Consider the following 17,975-nt stretch of genomic DNA (forward strand, 5'->3'; position numbering starts at 1 on the left):
CGATGGCCCGTCTTATGGCCCTGGTGATCGTGTGCGTTTTGACTGGGTCCTGCGCCGCCGCCGCTCAAGGTCTGTTCGGCTCACCACCGCCGAACGCGCCGTCCGCCGGCGGCCAGCCTCCAGACAACAACGCTACGCCTCCTGCCGCAACGCCGGCGCCGCAGGAAAAGCCGGTCGAGTTGCCGCCGGCGGCGCCCGTTCTGCCGGGATCGCCGACGGCGGTGGTGAAGCCCTTTTACGAACATCCCGGGCTGGAACTCGATCCAGCCGAACGCAAGAACTTCATCGATCCAGCGAAAACCGTGCTCGACAAGAGTGACGCGCTGCGCGCTTCGGGTGAGGGCGAATGCCTCGACCCCAACATGGCACTCGACAACGCCGACTACGACAAGCTCGCCATCGACCGGAGCCTGCGCACGGTCGAGGCCGTCAACGACGACGAAGCCAAGGTGGTCGTGGCGTTCGTTGTCGAAGGTCACCAGCACCGTCTCGAATGGAAGCTCAAGAAGGTTGGCGGTGACTGGAAGATTTCTGATCTTCTGTCGGTGACCGGCGAATGGGCGCTCAGCCAGTATCAGTGCGAATGAGGGGGCTCAGCCGCGCCCGCGATAGGGGGCGACGCCGGTGTCCGGCAGCCAGGCGCCTTCAGGTGGAGCGCCGGTCTGCCAGAAAACGTCGATCGGAATGCCGCCGCGCGGATACCAATAGCCGCCTATGCGCAACCACAGCGGCTTGGTTGCTGCCACGATGCGACGGCCGATCATGACGGTACAATCCTCATGGAAGGCGCCGTGGTTGCGAAACGAGGTCATGAACAGCTTCAACGACTTCGATTCCACCAAAGCCGCATCGGGTGCGTAGTCGATGACGATATGGGCGAAATCCGGCTGGCCGGTCACCGGGCACAGCGAGGTGAACTCGGGGCAGGTGAAGCGCACGATCGCCGGCGGGCCGTCGCCGCGCGAAAACGGCACGGTTTCCAGGACCGCTGCTTCGGGGCTCTGTGGCGTCTCGACGTGCGCGCCGAGCTGGGTAAGGGTTTTGGTGTCGATCATGGGCGGGGTTCCTTCGAATTTGCCGCTCATTAGCATCGGACCGAAACGTGCGCAGCGGTTTTCAGACGAATCCGATGCTTAAATAGGAAATGCGGCAGCTCTCCGCTGCTCCAGCGCAATTTGAAACCGCAGGAAGACGATGACCAGCAACGATCCGCTTCTCCAGCCCTACCAGCTCAAGCATTTGACGCTGAAGAACCGGGTGATGTCGACCAGCCACGAGCCGGCCTATTCCGAGGACGGCATGCCGAAACAACGCTACCGGCTCTACCATGCCGAGAAGGCCAAAGGTGGCATGGCGCTGACCATGACCGCCGGCTCGGCGATCGTTTCACGCGACAGTCCCGCTGCCTTCGGCAATCTGCATGTCTATGATGACCGCATCGTGCCTTGGCTGGCCGAACTCGCCGAGGCCTGCCACGAGCATGACTGCAAGGTGATGATCCAGATCACCCATCTTGGTCGCCGCACCGGCTGGAACAAGGCCGACTGGCTGCCGGTGCTCTCGGCCTCGCCGGTGCGCGAACCGGCGCACCGCGCTTTCCCAAAAACCATCGAGGACTGGGACATCGAACGCATCGTTGCCGACTATGCGTCGGCCGCGCAGCGCTGTCAGGCCGCCGGCCTCGACGGCATCGAGTTCGAGGCTTACGGCCATTTGATGGATGGCTTCTGGTCGCCGGCCACCAATCATCGCGACGACGAGTATGGCGGCTCGCTCGAAAATCGCCTGCGCTTCACCAACATGGTGCTGGATGCGGTGCGGGGAGCGGTTGGCGAGAAATTCGTCGTCGGCATCCGCATGGTCGCCGACGAGGACTTTTCGCAAGGCCTGTCGAAGGAGGAAGGCATCGAGATCGCCAGGCGGCTGGCTGGCTCCGGCAAGGTCGATTTCCTCAACATCATCCGCGGTTCGATCGAGAGCGACGCGGCATTGACCAAGGTCATTCCGGTTACCGGCATGCGGTCTTCGCCACATCTCGATTTTGCCGGAGAGGTGAGGGCGGCGACGAAGTTCCCGACCTTTCATGCGGCGCGCATCTCCGATGTCGCCACCGCGCGCCATGCGATCGCCACCGGCAAGCTAGACATGGTTGGCATGACCCGTGCGCATATTGCCGATCCGCACATCATCAGGAAGGTGATGGAGGGCCGCGAGCACGAGATCCGCCCCTGTGTCGGCGCCACCTATTGTCTCGATCGCATCTATGAAGGCGGCGAGGCCCTCTGCGTCCACAACGCGGCGACCGGCCGCGAGGCTGAGATTCCGCATATCATCGTCAAGACCGAAGGGCCGAAGCGGAAAGTCGTCGTCGTCGGTGCCGGGGCCGGCGGACTGGAGGCGGCGCGTGTCGCAGCCGAGCGCGGCCACCAAGTCACGATCCTGGAGGCATCCTCGCAAGCGGGTGGCCAGGTACGTCTGGCAACGCAGAATCCGCGCCGCAAGGAGCTGATCGGCATCATCGACTGGCGGCTGGCCGAACTCGACCGGCTCGGCGTCGAGATCCGCTACGACACCTGGGCGGAAAAGGATGATGTTCTGGCACTGGCGCCCGATGTGGTGGTGGTCGCCACCGGCGGCCTACCGCAAAACCCGCCTCTGACGGCCGGCGACAATCTCGTCACGTCGAGCTGGGACATCATGGCCGGCAGCGTCAAGCCCGCCGAGAACGTGCTGCTCTTTGACGACAATGGCGGCCATCAGGGCATGGGTGCGGCCGAACTGATCGCCAACAGCGGTGCGAGGCTGGAACTGGTTTCGCCGGAGCGTTTCTTTGCCCCCGAAATGGGCGGCATGAACCACGTGCCGTATATGCGCGCTTTCCAGGAGAAAGGCGTCACCATCACCATCAACACGCGCCTGCGCTCGGTGCGGCGCGAGGGCAATCAACTGGTCGCCGAACTCGCTTCGGATTTTGCCGATGGCTGGCGCGGGGAACGCAGGGTCGACCAGGTGGTGGTCGAGCACGGCACGGCGCCGCTCGACGATCTCTACCTCAGCCTGAAGCCGCTCTCGAAGAATGGCGGTGCGATCGACTATGAACGTCTGGTCGGCGGCGGCGACATTTTCCCGGCACGCAACCCCGAAGCAGGCTTCGTGCTGTTGCGCATCGGCGATGCGGTCGCTTCGCGTAACATTCACGCCGCCATCTATGACGGCATCAGGTTCGGCCTGCGGATCTGACGTAAGGCCCGCTCGGGCCGGCGCAATTGTTGGCGTCGGTGGCGCGCGGTCGGACCTGCATACGAGAGCCCATGTACGCCGGCCCGGCCGCGCGCCCGCACGTCGTTGGCTCACCGCCGGCAACGTGCGATCTCAAAGCTTTGTGGCGCGGACGATGCTCAGACCATCCGGGCGATCGCCATGCACAGCACCGTGACCACCAGCAGCCAGGCAGCGATGCGTTCGCCCATGGCCATTCTGGCGCGCAGTTGCGTTTCGATTTCCGCATTGGCGCCGGCAAGCCGCCGGCTGGGCGCCCTGACCATCGCGCCGAGCACGCCGGCGGCGGCGAAAGCCGCGAGGATGCCGAGTGCAAGCACCATTTCCATCGAGCCGAAATAGGCGCCATGGAAGAAATACCACAGCAGCGCCCCGGTCAGGAAAACCATGCCGGCAGCGCCCAGCTGCGGCTGGATGAAGCGTTCTGCCTTGATCTCGGGATCGCGGGCAAGCGTGACGGTGGTGCCGGCCCAGAACACCCCTGCCATGACGTGAAGACCGATGACGACGATGTAGACATATTGCATGACGGCTCTCCTCTCATCTGCAGGGTATCTAACAATTAGATATCTAACAGTTAGATGTCAATGTATAAAGCGGGAGTCAGTTCCATCTGGGAAAAACACCGTCTAGTGTCCGGCAATGACGCCCTTTGAACGCCCGCCAGTCGGCATGAATCTCGGCCGCACCGCCAAGCTTGTCGCCCAGGCCTTCGACGCCGCTTTGGTCGAAGCGGGCGGGACCTTGCCGGTCTGGCTCACGCTGCTATCGGTCAAGTCGAGCGAACTCGCCAATCAGCGCGAACTCGCCGGCATGATCGGCATTCAGGGCGCGACGCTGACCCACCACCTGAACGCGATGGAAGCACAGGGCCTGCTGACGCGCCGCCGCGATCCCGTCAACCGCCGGGTCCATCTGGTCGAATTGACGCAAGCGGGAGAAGCGCTGTTCGAGACGTTGCGCCAGGCCGCGCTTGCCTTCGACAAGCGGCTTCGCACGGGGCTGCCCGACGAGCGCCTGGCGGAGTTTGCGCAGGTGCTGGCGGCGCTGCGCGACAATGTCGAAAGCTAGGAACACCGAACCATTGGCTCAGTTGTCATAATTCGGGATCGCTCCGAAGGCGTAGTGGCGCAGCTTCAGCGCGGTGATCAGGTCGGTAAGCTTCGTCTTGCCGTCAAAACCGTCCTGGAACATCTCGTCATGCATCAAGAGGATCAGCTTGCCCGGCTTGGCGAAGTGGCCATAGCCGAACAGATGATCGATCTCGCTGACCAGATGATCGACGCTCTGTACCGGCTCGCCGCTGTCCTTGTGCACCCATTCGTGGTCCCAGCCATAGAGATAGAAGCCGGAAGCGGCGACGAACTCGTAGTCGGGGTCCTCGCGGCCGGTTTGCGCGGGCCCGAGCGAGTTGTCGTCCTTTGACATGGAGGGCAGCCGGAACACATCGCGCCCCGGCAGTCGCGCACGCACCGCGGGCTTCAGGCCCAGCACGGCATTCGCCATGAGCATGTCGGCAACCACCCCTTCCGTATCGCCATAGAAGTGCCGGTAGTGATTATAGGCGTGGCTGTAGCTGTGATTGCCGATCGTCACCAGCGGCATCGCCTCGGCGCGCCGCACCAGCGCCTTGTTGGACGCACTGGCCTCGGCATGCATGTCGACCATGAACAGTGTTGCCGGAACCTGCTCTGCCTGCAGCACGTCGAGGATGTTACTGGTGCCGTTCAGCGGGCCGTCGTCGAAGGTGAGATAGATGGTGCGATCAGCCCCATGGGCCGGCAGCGCGGACATCAGAACGGCCGCCAGGACAAACCGAAAGAATGTCATAAGTTCCAGCGATCCGCTTGCACTTGCGACAGGCCGCCATTTCGGCGGCTGGTTGTCAAGGCGGGCCGTTACGCCAGGCTGCCCTGCAAGACCCGCAGTTTGGCCTTCTTCGGCATGCGAGCGGTCAGCCATTCCAGCGCCTTGTCCTGCGGCATCGGGAAGGCGATGGAATAGCCCTGTACCTGGTCGCAGCCGATCGCCATCAGCGAGTCGAGTTCGGCCTCGGTTTCAGCACCCTCGGCGACGATGGATATGCCGAGGCCGCGGGCAAGCTCGGTGATGGCGCGCACGATCTTCGAGTTGTCGCCATTCTCATGGATGTTCTGGACGAAGCGGCGATCGATCTTGAGCCGATCGATCTCATTGGGATTGACGTGGCTGAGCGACGCATAGCCGGTGCCGAAATCATCGAGCTCCAGATGGACGCCGGCGGCCCTGATGTGACGCAGCTTCGCCGCGATGCCTGTCTTCTCATCGTCGAGAATGACGGATTCGACGATTTCCAGCGACAGTTTCTGCGGCGGCAGTCCGGCCTTTTCCAGCGTCTCGAACAGGAACGCATCGAAATCGTGCTCGCGCAACTCGGTGCCCGAGACATTGACGGCAAGCCGTCCGAAGGCAATCCCGGCGCGGTTCCATTCGGCGGCTTCGTTGATCGCCTTGCTGATGACGATGCGGCCGATCTCCGGCATGAAACCGCATTTCTCGGCGACCGGAATGAACTCGCCCGGCGAGATCATGCCGCGCTCGTGATGGTTCCATCGCACCAGGGCCTCGATGCCGCTGATCGTGCCGTCGGTCAAGGAGACCTGCGGCTGGAAATAGACCTGGAATGCCCGCTCGGAGATGGCGACCTTGATGTCGTGTTCGAGCTGCTTGCGGTAGTCGAGCTCGCGGCGCAACTCCTCCGAGAAGAACGAGAAGTTGCCGCCGCCCATTTTCTTGGCGGAGTATAGCGCCAGATCGGCATGGACGAGCAGGTCCTGCGCGTTGTCGGCGTCGATCGGATAGACGGCGATGCCGCCGCTGGCGCCCGGAAGGATGGTGGTGCCCTGGAAGACGATCGGCTCGTTGATGTGCGCCAGGATGCGTCGCGCGAGCATGTTGATGTCCTCGGTGCTGCCCGCTCCGTTGAGGATCATCACGAATTCGTCGCCACCGAGCCGCGCGCACAGATCCGATGCCCGGCAGGAATCGCGCATGCGCTGGGCCGTGACGACCAGGACATAGTCGCCGGCGGCGTGGCCGAGCGTATCGTTGATCTGCTTGAAGCGGTCGAGGTCGAGCTGGACCACCGCCAGCCGTTCGCGCCGGCGGTGTGCGCCCTTGATCAGCGTGTCGAAATGATCGGTCAGGAAGGTACGGTTGTGCAGACCGGTCAGGCCGTCATGAACCGCGATGAAGGCCATCGAATTGCGCGCATCGACCAGCTCACGCGTCTTGCGCAGGATCGCGTTGGACATCGGCCTGAAGATAAACAGCGCCACCAGCAGGATGACGCCGAGGGTGGCGTAGAACAGCGTGCGGTGAAGCGCGAGCAGCTTTTCGGAGCGCTCGTCGGCATCGGCACTGATGCGCTGTCCAAGCGCGGCATAGCCCGACAGGGTGGCGTTGGCGACCGAGGCATCGAGGTTGACGCGTTCGGCGCCGCCTTTGTAGCCGTCATTGTCGAGATTGAGTTGCGATTCAAGGGCTGAGATCAGACGGTCGCCATTGGCGATCAGCCCAACCGAGAAATAATCGAGATGGAAGGGTTTGGCGAAAAGCACGCTCTCGATCGACTTCGGATCGAGCTTGGCCGGCGATTGCGGATCCGCGCCGGTCTGCTCGAGCAACAGATCGTAGTTGGTCTCGAATTCAGCGGTGGCCTGCTTCAGCGCGCTGACCAATGCCGGCCGCTTGTCGCGCGAGGCGGCGCCCGTTGCACTGGCCAGGAAGACGATACGCTGCGACAGGGTCTTCTGCGTGCCGACAATGTCGAGCAAGTTGTTGTTGTGCTGCTGCGTGGCCATCGTCTGCTGCAGCAGGACGAAGGAGGCCGCCACCATGGCGGCAATGATCAGCAGCGCCAGCCAATAGCCGGCCTTGATCAGCAATATGAGCTTGCCTGAAACGGTTTGCACCGGCTGCTGCGACATGTTCGGGGGCGGCCCTCTCGCCAACGGATTCCTGTATGAGCACCATTGAACCGCAAACGTTAACAGGACCGGAAACCGACGGCCGGACGGCAAGGAGAAGACGCGGAAAGATCGCGAAATGGTTATCGGCTCCTTTCGCCGCCGGTCTGCATTTGAACATTGGTTGGCGCGAGTGTTCCCAACTGGTGGCCTCGGCTGTGACCGTGCGTTTCATCTGATGCTGCCCGGCCACCCCATCCGGTCGCTTTTGCGATGGATTTTTTGCGCAGGCGGGACGACAGTCTGGCCACGTCAAACGAGGCCCGATCATGACCGCAGCATTTCTCTCCCATATCGACAGCGAGCTTGCCGGGCTCAAATCAGCTGGCCTCTACAAGTCAGAGCGGGTGATTTCCTCGATGCAGTCGGCACAGATCGAAGTCGGCGGTGAGAAGGTGCTGAACTTCTGCGCCAACAACTATCTCGGCCTCGCCGACAGCATCGACCTGCGAAAGGCGGCCACGCAGGCTCTGGACCGCTATGGCTACGGCATGGCGTCGGTGCGCTTCATCTGCGGCACGCAGGAGGAACACAAGGAGCTCGAAGCGACGATCTCATCCTTCCTTGGCCTGGAAGACACCATCCTCTATGGCTCTTGCTTCGACGCCAATGGTGGCTTGTTCGAGACGCTGCTTGGCGAGGAAGACGCGATCATCTCGGATGCGCTGAACCACGCCTCGATCATCGATGGCGTCAGGCTGTCGAAGGCCAAGCGCTTCCGCTACGCCAACAACGACATGGCCGATCTCGAGGCGCGGCTGAAGGAAGCCAGGGATTGCCGCTTCCGGCTGATCGCCACCGACGGCGTGTTTTCGATGGACGGCATCATCGCCAACCTGAAGGGCGTCTGCGACCTTGCCGACAAATACGATGCCATGGTCATGGTCGACGACAGCCATGCGGTCGGCTTCGTCGGCAGACATGGCCGTGGCTCGGCCGAGCATTGCGGCGTCGAGGGCAGGGTCGACATCATCACCGGCACGCTCGGCAAGGCGCTCGGCGGCGCCTCGGGCGGCTACACATCGGGCAAGAGGCAAGTGGTCGACTGGCTGCGCCAGCGCTCGCGGCCCTATCTGTTCTCCAACACGCTGATGCCGGCGATCGCCGGCGCCTCGATCAAGGTGTTCGAACTGATCCGCAATGGCGACGCCTTGCGCGAACGCCTCTATGCCAATGCGGCGCGATTCAGATCGCAGATGGGCAAACTCGGCTTCACGCTGGCCGGGGCCGACCATCCGATCATTCCGGTGATGCTGGGCGATGCGACGCTGGCGCAGGAGATGGCGGCGCGCATGCTGAAGCGCGGCATCTATGTCATCGGCTTTTCCTTCCCGGTGGTGCCGAAGGGCCAGGCGCGCATCCGCACGCAGATGTCGGCGGCGCATTCCAGCGCCGATATCGACAGGGCGGTCGAGGCCTTCGGCGCGGTCGGCAGGGAGCTGGGCGTGATTGCCTGAGCGGCTGGCGCCGAAAAGCGATTCCGGATCAAGAGATTCAAGGGACAAAAGAATGTCGAACATGATGAAGGCGCTGGTGAAGGCCAAGGCCGAGCCAGGCATCTGGATGGAAGAGGTGCCGGTGCCGGAGATCGGCCCCAACGACGTGCTGATCAAGATCAGGAAGACTGCGATCTGCGGCACCGACGTGCACATCTACAATTGGGACCAGTGGGCGCAGAAGACCGTGCCGGTGCCGATGGTGACCGGCCATGAGTTTGTCGGCACGGTGGCCGATTTCGGCGCCGCGGTCACCGAATACAAGGTCGGCCAGCGTGTCTCGGGCGAGGGCCACATCGTCTGCGGCCACTGCCGCAACTGCCGCGCGGGGCGAGGGCATCTGTGCCGCAACACACTCGGCGTCGGCGTCAACCGGCCCGGCGCCTTCGGCGAATATCTGGCGATCCCGCAGCACAATGTCGTGCCGATCCCGGACGACGTGCCGGACGAGATCGCCGCGATCTTCGATCCCCTCGGCAATGCGGTCCACACCGCTCTGTCCTTCGATCTTGTCGGCGAGGACGTGCTGGTCACCGGCGCCGGGCCGATCGGCATCATGGGTGCGCTGGTGGCGCAATGCGTCGGTGCGCGCAAAGTGGTGATTACCGACATCAACCCGGTGCGGCTGGCGCTGGCGAAAAAGCTCGGCGTCCAGCATGTCGTCGACGCCTCCAAGGAAAAGCTGCGCGACGTCATGCCGGCGCTAGGCATGACCGAGGGTTTTGATGTTGGTCTCGAAATGTCGGGCGCGGCACCCGCCTTCCGCGACATGATCGACACCATGAACAATGGCGGCAAGATCGCCATCCTCGGCATCGCGCCCACCGGCTTCGAGATCGACTGGAACAAGGTCATCTTCAAGATGCTGCATCTCAAGGGCATCTATGGCCGCGAGATGTTCGAGACCTGGTACAAGATGATCGCGCTGGTGCAGGGCCCGCTCGATGTGACCGGGTTAATCACGCACCGGATTGGCATCGACGATTTCCAGGAGGGGTTTGACGCGATGAGGAGCGGCAGCTCGGGCAAGGTGGTGATGGATTGGTAGTTTGCCGATAGGAGAGGGGGGCGCCTCGCGCCAGCCTATCAGCTACTTTCCTTCCAAGGCGCCCTCCAGCGCGGCTACTCCGCTGACAATCGCAGCCCGCTCCTGGTGGCTCAACCTCTCCAGCAGCTGCCTTTCAAACGCCTTCGCCAGCGGCACCATCTCGCGATAGGCGGCAAGCCCCGCTTTGGTCAGCGCCAGGTGCTCGACGCGCCGGTCGCTTTCATCGGGCGTGCGCGTCAGCCAGCGCCGCCGTTCCAGCTCGGCCACCGCGCGCGAGACCTTGGTCTTGTGCATGGCCGATTGCTCGCCGAGCTCGGTCGCCGTCATCGTGCCGCGCTGGCCGAGGCCTGAAAGCGTGCGCCATTCCGGTCGCGTCAGGCCGTGGCGATCCCGGTAGATCCTGGAGAATTCGCGGCTGACGGCATCGGCAAGCCGGTAGAGGCGGTAGGGCAGGAAGCTTTCCAGCTCCAGAATGTCGGGTTCCATGACGCGCGCCGTGGCCGTTGATAGTTACATTTTCGATGGTTACAGATGAAACCAGTTTGGTCAATATCACCGGCAGACTTGGCATTTTGAAGCTTGGAGCCGGGATCAGGGAGGATCGGATGGCCTTTTCCTACATGCCGGGTTTCGGCAACGATTTTGAGACCGAGACACTCCCCGGCTCACTGCCGCAAGGCCGGAACTCGCCGCAGCGGCCGGCCTACGGCCTCTATGCCGAGCAGCTTTCCGGCTCGCCCTTCACCGCACCGCGCGGCACCAATGAGCGCTCCTGGCTCTATCGCATCCGGCCGAGCGTCAAGCACACCGGCCGTTTCAAGGCAGCGAGCTATCCCTTGTGGAAGACGGCGCCGAATGTCGGCGATCACGAACTAGAGCTTGGCCAGTATCGCTGGAACCCGGTGCCGATGCCGAAGGAGCCAACCGATTTCATTCAGGGCATGCGTAGCATCACCACGGCCGGTGACGTGCTCGGGCAGACCGGCATGGCAGCCCATGTCTATGTCGCAAACACATCGATGGTCGACGATCATTTCTTCAACGCTGACGGCGAGTTGCTGGTCGTGCCGCAGGTCGGCGCCTTGCGCTTCGTCACCGAGATGGGCGTCATTGAACTGCGGCCCGGCGAGATCGCCGTGCTGCCGCGCGGCCTCGTCTTCAAGGTCGAGCTCGTCGACGCTGAAGTGCGCGGCTATGTCTGCGAAAACTACGGCGCCAAGCTGACCTTACCTGACCGCGGCCCGATCGGCGCCAATTGCCTGGCCAACCCGCGCGACTTCAAGACGCCCTGCGCCTGGTTCGAGGAAAAGGAGACGCCGTGCCGGCTGATCGTAAAATGGTGCGGCAATTTCCACGTCACCGAGATCGGCCATTCGCCGCTCGACGTCGTCGCCTGGCATGGCAACTACGCGCCCTACAAATATGATCTGGCGACCTTTTCGCCGGTCGGCGCCATCCTGTTCGATCACCCTGATCCATCGATCTTCACCGTGCTGACGGCGCCAAGCGGCGAGGAAGGCACAGCCAACATCGACTTCGTCATCTTCCCGCCGCGCTGGCTGGTGGCCGAAGATACGTTCCGTCCGCCCTGGTATCACCGCAACATCATGAGCGAGTTCATGGGGCTGATCCACGGCCAGTACGATGCCAAGGAGGAAGGCTTCGTTCCCGGCGGCATCAGCCTGCACAATCTGATGCTGGCCCATGGCCCGGATGCGCCTGGCTTCGAAAAGGCCTCGCGCGCGGAGCTGAAACCGGTCAAGCTCGACAACACAATGGCCTTCATGTTCGAAACCCGCTTTCCGCAGATGTTGACCCGCTACGGCGCCGAACTGGAAACCCGGCAGGACAATTACATCGACTGCTGGGCCGACCTAAAGAAGCGCTTCAATGGCACGCCCGAGGGCGACTGGTCTTGAGCGGCAAGCCAATGCCGGACCGGCTGGTGCTGCTGGGCTCGAAGGGCGGCCCGGCGCTGCGGCCAGGCGGACCGTGGCCGAGCTCCTCACTGCTTGAGATCGGAGGGCGAACCATCGTCGTCGATTGCGGGCTCGGCGTGACGCGCGGTCTGGTCGATGCCGGGATCAGCCTGAAGGCGCTCGACCTGATCTTCATCACCCATCTGCATTCCGACCATTTGCTGGAACTCGGGCCGCTGGTCCACACCGCCTGGACGGCGGGGCTGGCGACACCGGTCAATGTGTTCGGCCCGCCCGGCACCGGCCATTACTGGCGGCGCTTCTGCCAGGCGATGGAGTTCGACATCGAAATCCGCATCGTTGATGAGGGCCGGCCTGACATTCGCGAACTGGTTTCGATCAGCGAATTCGCTGAGGGCCATGTGCTCGATCAACACGGCCTCAAGGTGACGGCGTTGCGCGTCGATCATCCGCCGGTGACCGACTGTTTTGCCCTGCGCTTCGAGCAGGGCGGCAAAAGCGTGGTGTTCTCCGCCGATACGGCTTTCTTTCCACCGCTCGCCGATTTCGCCAAGGATGCCGACATTCTCGTCCATGAAGCCATGTTGGAAGAGGGCATCGAGCGGCTGGTTGCCAGAGCCGGCAACGGCGCACGGATCAGGGAACATCTGCTCGCCAGCCACAGCTTTGCCGAGGACGCGGGACGCATCGCCAGCGATGCCGGCGTGAAGAGGCTGGTGCTCAACCACCTCATTCCCGCTGACGATGCGGAGATCGGCGAGGTCGACTGGCTTGCTGCTGTCAGGAAAACATGGGCCGGCGACTTGACGATCGCCCGCGACGGCCTTGTTGTGGAATTAAGCGGCGCCAAAGCTGCGCAAGAAGAGGAAACCGCATGAAGCTTGCCACATTGAAGGACGGGACGCGCGACGGGAAACTCGTCGTCGTCTCGCGCGACCTGACGCAGTACACCGATGCCTCATTCCTGGCGCGCACGCTGCAGGCGGCACTCGACGACTGGCGCAGGGTCTCGCCGCATCTCGGCACAATAGCGGAATCGCTGGAGAACAATGCGGTGCCGTCAGCCCGCTTTCACGAGCACGATGCGCATTCGCCGCTGCCGCGCGCCTATCAATGGGCTGACGGGTCCGCCTATGTGAACCATGTTGAACTGGTGCGCAAAGCGCGTGGCGTCGAGATGCCGGCAAGTTTCTGGACCGATCCGCTGATCTACCAGGGTGGCTCGGACTCCTTCATTCCACCGCGCGATCCGATCCGCGTAGCCGACGAAGCTTTCGGCATCGACATGGAGGCGGAAGTCGCCGTCATCGTCGACGACGTGCCGATGGGCGCTAGCCTCGAAGAGGCGCGCGCCGCGATCCGGCTGGTCATGTTGGTCAACGATGTGACGCTGCGCGCGCTCACCGGGCCGGAACTGGCCAAGGGGTTTGGCTTCTTCCAGTCTAAACCGTCCTCGGCCTTTTCGCCGGTCGCGGTGACGCCGGACGAACTGGGCGATGCCTGGGATGGTGGCAAGGTCAGCCTGCCGCTGCTTGCCGACCTCAACGGCAAGCCGTTCGGCCGCGCCAATGCCGGCGTCGACATGACCTTCGATTTTCCGGCGCTGATCGTCCATGCCGCCCGCACAAGGCCGCTGGTGGCAGGCACCATCATCGGCTCGGGCACGGTCTCCAACAAGCTCGACGGCGGCCCGGGCAAGCCGGTCTCGGCTGGCGGCGCCGGCTATTCCTGCATCGCCGAACTGCGCATGATCGAGACCATTGTGTCAGGCGAGCCGAGCACGCCGTTCCTGCGCTTTGGCGACACGGTGCGCATCGAGATGAAGGACAGTACGGGCCATTCGATCTTCGGCGCTATCGAGCAGAAGGTCGAGAAATACCAGGGATAGGGGAATGTAGAATGGCGGGGGAGGCGTTCTATCTGCTGGCCGGTGTCTGCGCGATCGCCATTCTGGTCGTCTTTATCCTGGCGATCCGGTTGAGCTATCGCATCGAGGCGCGCTCGCCGAACCTGATCAACCGCAGTGGCTACTCGCGCAAAGCGATGATGCTTCACACCATCACCAATATGAAGGTCGCACGGGATCCGGAAACGCAAGCCATGCGTCGGCGCATGAACGGGTTGCTGCTAATCGTTCTTGCCGGCTTCGCGATTATGGCGGCAGGCTTGCATCTGACCCGCTCCGCAGGATGAAACCATGACCCTGCTTGACCATCTGCGCCGCATGGCCGGCAACAATCTCTGGTCGAACGACCGGCTCTATCGCGCCGTGCTCGCGCTCAAGCCGGGTGAGTTCGAGGCCGAGCGCACCAGTTTCTTCCCGTCGATCAAGGCGACGCTCAACCACATTCTCGCGGTCGATCATCTCTATCTCGATTTTCTCGAAGAGGGCGGCGTCGGCGCCGCTGCCCATGATGAGTTCGTGCCCTTCGACGAACCCCACGCGCTGTTTGCCGCGCAAGCCGCGGCCGACCGGCGGCTGATCGCCTTCTGCGATGGGTTGAAGGAAGCCGATCTCGACCGCCGCGTCATCACCGACCGGCGCGAGGACGGCATGATTCCCGAACGCATCGGCGACATCCTGGCCCATGTCTTCCTGCACGACATCCACCATCGCGGCCAGGTGCACGCCATGCTTTCCAGCACTTCGGTCGCGCCACCGCAGCTGGACGAGTTTTTGCTCGACTACGACATCAAGCTGAGGAAGGCGGAGGTCGAGTGGCTGGGATTGTGACCCATTATTTCATATTCAGCCCACCTGGGGCCTAGTTCGTCAAAATCTTCCGCGATACTGACGCTGCCTTTGAAGGCGCCAATGCGGGGCAAAACGCCATTCGTGGCCGGTGACACGAGCCTTGCAACAATTTTCCCATGGCGCGTGAGCGCAATATCCTCACCGCCTCCGCGCGCCTAACGAGCTCCGATAGTTTGGCTTTCGCTTCCGAGATGCATACGTTCGTGGCTAGGACCGGTTATTACCTAAAAAAACGTCATAACCGGTGGAGCCGTAAGCGTCTAGTTTGGCTTCAGGCCGCCTTGCCATCCACCTTGATCACGCCGCGCTTGATCTGGTCCTGCTCGATCGATTCGAACAGCGCGCGGAAATTGCCTTCGCCAAAGCCTTCGTCTCCCTTGCGCTGGATGAACTCGAAGAATATCGGCCCGATCACGGTTTTCGAGAAGATCTGCAAAAGGATCTTGGTCATGCCGCCGTCGACTACGCCTTCGCCGTCGATCAGGATGCCGTGCTTCTTCATCCGCTCAATCGGCTCGTCATGGCCGTTCACGCGGTCATAGGACATGTCGTAATAGGTTTCCGGCGGACCGGGCATGAATTTCAGCCCGTTGGCGGCGAGCTTGTCGGTGGCGGCATAGATCTCATCGGTGCCGACCGCGATGTGCTGGATGCCCTCGCCATTGTACTTCTTCAGATACTCGGCGATCTGGCTGGTCTCGTCCTTGGATTCGTTGAGCGGAATGCGGATCTTGCCGCAGGGCGAGGTGATGGCGCGGCTGACCAGGCCGGTGATCTTGCCGTCGATGTCGAAGAAATGGATCTGCTTGAAGCCGAACAGTTCGCGGTAGAAATCCCACCATTTGTCCATCTGGCCGCGATAGACATTGTGGGTGAGGTGGTCGAGATAATAGAAACCGACGCCTTGCGGCCGAGGATCGCGCGCGCCGAGCCATTCGAATTCGGCGTCGTAGGCCGAGCCCTTCTTGCCGTAGGCACCGATGAAATAGAGCAGCGAACCGCCGATACCGACAATGGCCGGCACGTCGAGCGCCTTGTCGTCGCCTTCGTAAGGCGTGGCGCCCTTAGAGACGGCATGGTCGAACGCGTGCTTGGCATCGACCACGCGCCATGCCATCGAGGCGGCACACGGGCCGTGCTTGTCGGCGAACTTCATGGCATGCGAGCCCGGCTCGGCATTGACGACATAGTTGATGTCGCCCTGGCGCCAGACGGTGATGTCCTTGCTGCGATGCTTGGCGACCGCCACATAGCCCATGCGGGTGAACAGTTCGGCCAGCTTCTGCGGCTCCGGATGCGCGAATTCGACGAACTCGAAACCATCGGTACCGGCCGGGTTGTCCTTGCTGATTTTGGCGGGCGGGGCGTCGTGTGGAAAGGGACCCATGGTGTTCCTCCAAAGCTGGCTTGGCCCGAAAAGGCCATCTGACGCCATCATAGCGCGGAGGAGGCGCATGGTGCTTGCATTCAAACGCTTGAAATGATGATGTCATGCGTGAAGCATGCATGTTGAGAGATAAAACCATGGATGAGACGCGCGTTGACCAATTTGACCGCAAGATAATGGCGCTCTTGCAAGGCGATGCGCGGCTGACCAACAACGATCTCTCGGAGCGGGTGAACCTGTCGGCGTCGCAATGCTCGCGACGCCGCCAGCGCCTCGAAGAGGACGGCTACATCAAGGGTTATCGGGCGGTGCTCGACCGCGACAAGCTCGGCTTCTCGCTGGTCAACGTCATCTCGGTGACCCTGGCCACCCACAATCGCGACAACGCCCAGCGCTTCGGCGAACTGGTGGCGCGGCTGCCCGAGGTGCAGGAGGCGCACGCGCTGACCGGCGAGATGGACTATATCCTGAAGGTGGTGACGCCCGACTTGAAGTCGCTGTCGGAGTTCGTCAACGGCGTGCTCCTGCCGCACGAATCCGTGCAGCATGTGAAGACGGCGATCGTGCTGGAAACGTTGAAGGAAACCGGCGCGCTGCCGATCTAACCCTTCGACTGCTGGATCAGCCCGTACAGATTCGTGCAGCGCGCGCCGGAGCGGCAATAGGCGAACACCGGGCCCTCCATTTCGTCCAGCGCCTCGGCCTGGTCCTCGACATTCTCGGCGGTGATCTGGCCGCTGATGACGGGGATATAGCGGAAGGCGAGGCCGGCGGCTTCGACCGCCGATCCGATGCTTTTGGCCGAAGGCTGGCCGGGTTGCTCGTCATCCGGCCGGTTGCAGATGACGCTCTTGAAACCGGCTTCCTTGATGGCGGCGACGTCTTCGGGCTGGATCTGGCCAGAGACCGAATAGTCGTCGCTGATTTCGCGGTATTCCATCGCAGCATCCTCGCAATCTGATTTGCAGGGAGTCTTGCCACTCCCCGACGTGGCCGGCAATCCGCCAGCGGAAATCGTTCTGCAGAGATAGACGTTTCCGGCGAGGATTCCAACGGGCAGGCATCGCCACAGTTCGGGCTGGAAGGCCTCCGCCTTTTCCGGGAACGGCGCTCCTCAGCTGCCGAGGATCGCGCCTTTGATCTGGCGGATGTTGTTGTGCATCATGTCGATATAGGTCGATCCTGGGCCATCGGGCTGCGACAGCGCATCCGAGTAGAGCGTGCCGCCCACCTTGATGCCGGTTTCGCTGGCGATCTGTTCGATCAGGCGCGGGTTGGTGATGTTTTCCACGAAGATCGCCGCCGCCTTGTCCTGCTTCACCTGCTCGACCAGCTTGGCGACATCGGCGGCCGACGGTTCGGAATCGGTAGAAATGCCTTGCGGGGCGAGGAAGGTCAGGCCGTATTCGTGTTCGAAATAGCCGAAGGCGTCGTGCGAGGTGATGACGACGCGCTTGGCCTCGGGGATCGACTGGATCGCGGCCTTCACTTCGCCTTCCAGCGCATCGAGCTTCTTGGTGTAGGCGGCGGCATTGGTCTGGTAGCCGACGCAGCCGTCGCTGTCGGCCGCGCAGAAAGCCTCGGCGATGTTCTTCACATAGATCTTGGCGTTGGCGATCGACTGGAAGGCGTGCGGATCGGTAACGGTCTTGCCGCCACCGGTGCCGGCACCTTCGGCCGCGTCGGCGTCGGCGAATTCAGGTTTGAAGTCGATCGGCGTCACGCCTTTGGTCAAGGTGACGATCGAGGCCTTGGTGGCGCTGGCATCGACCAGCCGCTGCAAAAAGCCTTCGAAATGCAGGCCATTGACCAGCACGATATCGGCCTTGGCCATGGCGACCGCGTCGGCCGGGCTCGGCTCATAGACATGGGCATCGCCATCCGGGCCGACGATGGTGGTGATGTCGACACGATCGCCGCCGACATTTTTGGCAAAATCGGCAATGACGGTGAAGCTGGCGACGACTTTCAGCGGCGCCGCGAACGCCGACGATGCGCCAAAGGCAGTTAATGTTATAACGCTCATCGCCAGAGCGGCACGGATGGATCTCAGCATAGGCGGG

General features: G+C 62.6%; 20 protein-coding genes. 12 read left to right on the top strand and 8 right to left on the bottom strand.

What is annotated here, in order from left to right; genetic code table 11:
• Positions 1–2: 2 nt before the first annotated feature.
• Positions 3–587, top strand: a complete 585-nt coding sequence (locus tag ACLGL5_RS20430; RefSeq protein ID WP_038646147.1) for a YqhG/Tai3 family protein — start codon at positions 3–5, stop codon at positions 585–587.
• A 6-nt stretch (positions 588–593) separates the two neighbouring features.
• Here ACLGL5_RS20430 and queF read toward each other — a convergent pair whose 3' ends face one another.
• Positions 594–1,055, bottom strand: a complete 462-nt coding sequence (queF, locus tag ACLGL5_RS20435) for a preQ(1) synthase (RefSeq protein ID WP_010915503.1) — start codon at positions 1,053–1,055, stop codon at positions 594–596.
• Positions 1,056–1,194: 139 nt separating this feature from the next.
• On the opposite strand from queF, the gene ACLGL5_RS20440 reads away from it, so the two are divergent.
• Positions 1,195–3,240, top strand: coding sequence for an oxidoreductase (locus tag ACLGL5_RS20440; RefSeq protein WP_069091907.1), 2,046 nt, complete (start codon positions 1,195–1,197; stop codon positions 3,238–3,240).
• Between the two features lie 158 nt (positions 3,241–3,398).
• Here the strand turns inward: ACLGL5_RS20440 and ACLGL5_RS20445 are convergent, their stop codons facing one another.
• On the bottom strand, positions 3,399–3,806 hold the full coding sequence (locus tag ACLGL5_RS20445; protein WP_019857511.1) for a hypothetical protein: 408 nt from the start codon (positions 3,804–3,806) through the stop codon (positions 3,399–3,401).
• A 115-nt stretch (positions 3,807–3,921) separates the two neighbouring features.
• Here ACLGL5_RS20445 and ACLGL5_RS20450 point away from each other — a divergent pair, with 115 nt between their 5' ends.
• Positions 3,922–4,350: a MarR family winged helix-turn-helix transcriptional regulator gene (locus ACLGL5_RS20450; protein ID WP_019857512.1), complete on the top strand. Its 429-nt coding sequence runs from the start codon at positions 3,922–3,924 to the stop codon at positions 4,348–4,350.
• Between the two features lie 18 nt (positions 4,351–4,368).
• On the opposite strand, the gene ACLGL5_RS20455 is transcribed toward ACLGL5_RS20450, so the two are convergent.
• The gene (locus ACLGL5_RS20455; RefSeq protein ID WP_245307127.1) at positions 4,369–5,073 is read right to left on the bottom strand and encodes a polysaccharide deacetylase family protein; all 705 of its coding nucleotides are present in this window, start codon (positions 5,071–5,073) and stop codon (positions 4,369–4,371) included.
• A 104-nt stretch (positions 5,074–5,177) separates the two neighbouring features.
• Positions 5,178–7,247 (bottom strand): putative bifunctional diguanylate cyclase/phosphodiesterase, encoded by a 2,070-nt coding sequence (locus tag ACLGL5_RS20460; RefSeq protein WP_064984797.1) that lies wholly within the window; start codon positions 7,245–7,247, stop codon positions 5,178–5,180.
• A gap of 35 nt (positions 7,248–7,282) precedes the next feature.
• On the opposite strand from ACLGL5_RS20460, the gene ACLGL5_RS20465 reads away from it, so the two are divergent.
• From ACLGL5_RS20465 to tdh, 3 genes are all read left to right on the top strand, one after another.
• Positions 7,283–7,465, top strand: coding sequence for a hypothetical protein (locus tag ACLGL5_RS20465; protein ID WP_141700922.1), 183 nt, complete (start codon positions 7,283–7,285; stop codon positions 7,463–7,465).
• Positions 7,466–7,555: 90 nt separating this feature from the next.
• Positions 7,556–8,743, top strand: coding sequence for a glycine C-acetyltransferase (locus tag ACLGL5_RS20470; RefSeq protein WP_069091909.1), 1,188 nt, complete (start codon positions 7,556–7,558; stop codon positions 8,741–8,743).
• 52 nt (positions 8,744–8,795) lie between these two features.
• On the top strand, positions 8,796–9,830 hold the full coding sequence (gene tdh, locus ACLGL5_RS20475) for an L-threonine 3-dehydrogenase (RefSeq protein WP_019857515.1): 1,035 nt from the start codon (positions 8,796–8,798) through the stop codon (positions 9,828–9,830).
• A 42-nt stretch (positions 9,831–9,872) separates the two neighbouring features.
• Here tdh and ACLGL5_RS20480 read toward each other — a convergent pair whose 3' ends face one another.
• Entirely contained in the window at positions 9,873–10,316 is a 444-nt protein-coding gene (locus ACLGL5_RS20480; protein WP_019857516.1) for a MarR family winged helix-turn-helix transcriptional regulator, read from the bottom strand.
• Between the two features lie 119 nt (positions 10,317–10,435).
• On the opposite strand from ACLGL5_RS20480, the gene hmgA reads away from it, so the two are divergent.
• Genes hmgA through ACLGL5_RS20505 form a run of 5 tightly spaced genes read left to right on the top strand, consistent with a single transcriptional unit; the run spans position 10,436 to position 14,504 of the window.
• On the top strand, positions 10,436–11,749 hold the full coding sequence (gene hmgA / locus ACLGL5_RS20485; RefSeq protein WP_069091910.1) for a homogentisate 1,2-dioxygenase: 1,314 nt from the start codon (positions 10,436–10,438) through the stop codon (positions 11,747–11,749).
• A gap of 11 nt (positions 11,750–11,760) precedes the next feature.
• Complete coding sequence (locus tag ACLGL5_RS20490; RefSeq protein ID WP_069091911.1) at positions 11,761–12,648, top strand: MBL fold metallo-hydrolase; 888 nt, start codon at positions 11,761–11,763, stop codon at positions 12,646–12,648.
• Complete coding sequence (locus ACLGL5_RS20495; RefSeq protein WP_038646158.1) at positions 12,645–13,658, top strand: fumarylacetoacetate hydrolase family protein; 1,014 nt, start codon at positions 12,645–12,647, stop codon at positions 13,656–13,658. The genes ACLGL5_RS20490 and ACLGL5_RS20495 overlap by 4 nt, the downstream gene beginning before the upstream one ends.
• 11 nt (positions 13,659–13,669) lie before the next feature.
• Positions 13,670–13,963 carry a hypothetical protein gene (locus ACLGL5_RS20500; RefSeq protein WP_064984788.1) on the top strand — a complete coding sequence of 98 codons (294 nt, stop codon included), beginning with the start codon at positions 13,670–13,672 and terminating at the stop codon, positions 13,961–13,963.
• Positions 13,964–13,967: 4 nt separating this feature from the next.
• A complete protein-coding gene (locus ACLGL5_RS20505) occupies positions 13,968–14,504 on the top strand; it encodes a DinB family protein (protein ID WP_069091912.1) in 537 nt (178 codons plus the stop codon).
• Between the two features lie 292 nt (positions 14,505–14,796).
• Here the strand turns inward: ACLGL5_RS20505 and hppD are convergent, their stop codons facing one another.
• Positions 14,797–15,912: a 4-hydroxyphenylpyruvate dioxygenase gene (gene hppD / locus ACLGL5_RS20510; protein ID WP_069091913.1), complete on the bottom strand. Its 1,116-nt coding sequence runs from the start codon at positions 15,910–15,912 to the stop codon at positions 14,797–14,799.
• A gap of 137 nt (positions 15,913–16,049) precedes the next feature.
• Between hppD and ACLGL5_RS20515 the strand changes: the two genes are divergently transcribed.
• Complete coding sequence (locus tag ACLGL5_RS20515) at positions 16,050–16,517, top strand: Lrp/AsnC family transcriptional regulator (RefSeq protein WP_027046722.1); 468 nt, start codon at positions 16,050–16,052, stop codon at positions 16,515–16,517.
• Here the strand turns inward: ACLGL5_RS20515 and ACLGL5_RS20520 are convergent.
• Both ACLGL5_RS20520 and aztC read right to left on the bottom strand, forming a co-directional pair.
• Positions 16,514–16,852, bottom strand: coding sequence for a protein tyrosine phosphatase family protein (locus ACLGL5_RS20520; protein ID WP_019857525.1), 339 nt, complete (start codon positions 16,850–16,852; stop codon positions 16,514–16,516). The two genes, ACLGL5_RS20515 and ACLGL5_RS20520, sit on opposite strands and share 4 nt — an antisense overlap.
• 174 nt (positions 16,853–17,026) lie before the next feature.
• A complete protein-coding gene (gene aztC / locus ACLGL5_RS20525) occupies positions 17,027–17,968 on the bottom strand; it encodes a zinc ABC transporter substrate-binding protein AztC (protein WP_064984786.1) in 942 nt (313 codons plus the stop codon).
• Between the last annotated feature and the right edge of the window lie 7 nt (positions 17,969–17,975).

The organism is Mesorhizobium sp. U510 (assembly GCF_059180695.1).